General features: G+C 49.7%; 2 protein-coding genes and 2 pseudogenes. 2 read left to right on the top strand and 2 right to left on the bottom strand.

Features of this window, described 5'->3' with window-relative positions; all coding sequences use genetic code 11:
• Positions 1-382, bottom strand: a pseudogene (locus KDK18_RS02240) (hypothetical protein); the annotation flags it as partial.
• Here KDK18_RS02240 and KDK18_RS02245 point away from each other — a divergent pair.
• On the top strand, positions 357-716 hold the full coding sequence (locus KDK18_RS02245; protein ID WP_257252892.1) for a hypothetical protein: 360 nt from the start codon (positions 357-359) through the stop codon (positions 714-716). The pseudogene KDK18_RS02240 and the gene KDK18_RS02245 sit on opposite strands and share 26 nt — an antisense overlap.
• Positions 717-926, top strand: a complete 210-nt coding sequence (locus tag KDK18_RS02250) for a hypothetical protein (protein WP_257252893.1) — start codon at positions 717-719, stop codon at positions 924-926.
• Between the two features lie 491 nt (positions 927-1417).
• On the opposite strand, the pseudogene KDK18_RS14605 reads toward KDK18_RS02250, so the two are convergent.
• Positions 1418-2536 (bottom strand): annotated as a pseudogene (locus tag KDK18_RS14605) (WD40 repeat domain-containing protein); the annotation flags it as partial.
• Positions 2537-2823: the final 287 nt, after the last annotated feature.

Here is a 2823-nt window from a genome sequence, read left to right on the forward strand (position 1 = left end):
CAAGTGCACCTGTGGGGCTTGAACTTCCATAACTGGTAACTTCGGGCTGGTTTAGAATGATCTGCCTGATGGTGCTGTCTTGCAGAACTCCGAACAAGCCCGTGGCTTTATTCGCTGCCCATGTTGAAATTTTAAGGCCGGAAATAACGTGGCCGTTGCCAAGCAGAGTGACAGATAAGGGTTTGGAGGTATTGCCGACCGGTTTCCATTCAGATCCGCTCAGGTCAATATCACCGATTAACTCATAGCGTCCCTCGACCGGGTGGTCGGCATTCAGATATTGATTGAAATTACTATTGTCCAGCTGAACAGTGCTGGCCCTGCTGATTGCTGGCTGTGCGGATGACGATGGGGCATTGGGCGTAGCTCTTGAAGGTAACATTGAACTGGATGAAGTTCGGGCTACAGTAGCCGTGCTCAATTCACTGGTTGAAGGTTGTGCTGATGATGGAGCAGCGGATGAAATTTCTGAAGGTGGCACCGAACTGGCTGAAGTTCGGGCTACAGAAGTAGTGATCAATTCACTGCTTGAAGGTTGTGCTGATGACGATGGGGCAGCAGATGAAACTTCTGACGGTGACACCAAACTGGCTGAAGTTTGGGCTACAGAAGCCGTGCTCAATTCACTGCTTGAAGGTTGTGCTGATGACGATGGGACAGCAGATGAAACTTCAGAATGTGACACCGAACTGGCTGAAGTACGGGCTTCAGAATGAGTGCTCAATTCACTGGTTGATGACCGTTCAGACGTTGATGATAGAGCAGATGGTGTTGCTGATAGTGACTCCGAACTGAGCAAAGTAGTGGGAACAGAAGTGGTCGTCAATTCGTCTGACGATGGCGGTGTATACGACGATGAAGGCCTGATCAGTGCTGAATTTTCTGATGGAGATCTCGAAATGGTTGTAGAAGCAGTGGTGGGTTGACTGGTCGAGAGACTTGCAGATGGCGATGTTGTCGCTGAAGCTTTTATACCGACCCGATAAATCCTGACCTTTCCAGCGTGCGTCCCGACTGCCAGCAAGGTGCCGTCGTGGTTGTAGTTAACGCTCTTTATAGCACTTGTCGCATCAGAGAGGGTGTACAGAACCCCAGTTGGATTCAACATGTCATATATCCTGACACTCCTCCTAGCCCCAAAGGCGAGTCGGGTGCTGTCGTGATTGAAGTCAATGCTCGTGACCGTCCATGGCGTATCCCTCAGAGTATACTTTGGGCTGTCCAGGTTCTTTATGTCATAAACCTCAACACTGTGTCCTCTGTACCTATAGTCACTTCCCCCAGTTGCCAGCAGCGTGCCGTCGTGGTTGAATTTAGCGCTCATACGATAAAGCCCAGGGATCACAGCTTGCGGGGCAATGGTCAGATCCCACGGGTCATAAATCCTGACCTTTTTACCGTACCCCCCCACTGCCAGCTGGGTACCGTCGTGATTGTAGTCAAGGCTCAGTACCCAATCATTTGCATTGGTCAGAATTGTCGGGCGAATGGACAGATCCCTCGGGTCATAAATCCTGACCTTATTATATCTACCAACTGCCAGCTGAGTACCTCCGTGATTGTATTTAACGCCGTCTATCGGGCCTTTCGCATCGGACAGGGTGGCAAGGGGAGTGGACGGGTTCACTGGGTCATAAATCCTGACCTTTTTATCATACCCCCCGACTGCCAGCTGGGTACCGTCGTGGTTGAAGGCAACAGTCTCCACCCAGTGTTTAGCATCGTGCAAGGTATGCAGGAGTCTGGGCCTCGCCGGGTCACTCATATCAAAGATTTGTACGGAGCCTGAAACAGGGCATCCGGAACCGCCACCGGAACCTATTCCCACAGCCATGAGCATACTGTTCATATTCCATGAGACACTCAAAACCCTGTGGGGCCCGCAATAACTTGGTGGGACAACGCCTCCTGTAGGCGTTGGAGCAGCATGCACCGGCAACCTGTTTGGATCTATTGCAATTTCATGGATTAATTGAGGAGGTTTTTCCTGGCCGCAGTCAAATCCCCCTGGTGTGCAATCAATTCCAGCCAGTGATGTTTGTGGTTTGGAGAAAACTTTTGGAAAGGGTAAATAACCATCCCATCCGTTCCAGATAGTACGAGTGAAAGAGGTAGCATCTATGGCACCACCAGGATCTGCAAACTCATTCAGGACGGTGGGAAACTGGTTATCAGTCTGTTGGGTACCATCTATTCGGGCAAGGTCACGGTAAGGGGTGTTAACGCTTTTGAGCATCGGCAGCTGTGTTGCATTACCGGCATTCCAGAGATCGCTGTTTAAACCATACAGGTTTGATTTGAGAGAACTTTTCGATATTCTTAAGACACCTAAGTTGTATCCATAATTACTGCTAGGAGTCCATTTATACCTTGTGAAAGTATCCAGGTTATTCCCAATACGACCTGCTCCATAAGGACTTCCGACTGCTGGGCTTATATAGCTTGAATGTGCTTCAACTGCCCCCGTATTGACATTGTTATAAACCGAGGCCGAATCATAGGCGATCCCGGCAATTCCACCGACATAAACTGCCATCCTGTTTTTCTCTGCTACTGCTCCAGCATTCAGGTTGTCATGAATGCTTCCACCTGAAAGCTTTCCGGCAATACCTCCCGCAGCTCCATAATTGCAGTCACAGGTGACCGTTCCAACATTTACATTTTGAATAACCGGAGCGTTGCTGACTTCCCCTGCTATCCCGCCCGCACTTGAATAATGCTTTGAATAAATACTGCCATATCGTCATCGGCACAGCCTTTAACCAGCACATTGCCCACCACTTCTGTAGCTCGCACTTCAAGCATTTCTGTGTCGCCGTCAGA

The organism is Endozoicomonas sp. SESOKO3, from assembly GCF_024606255.1.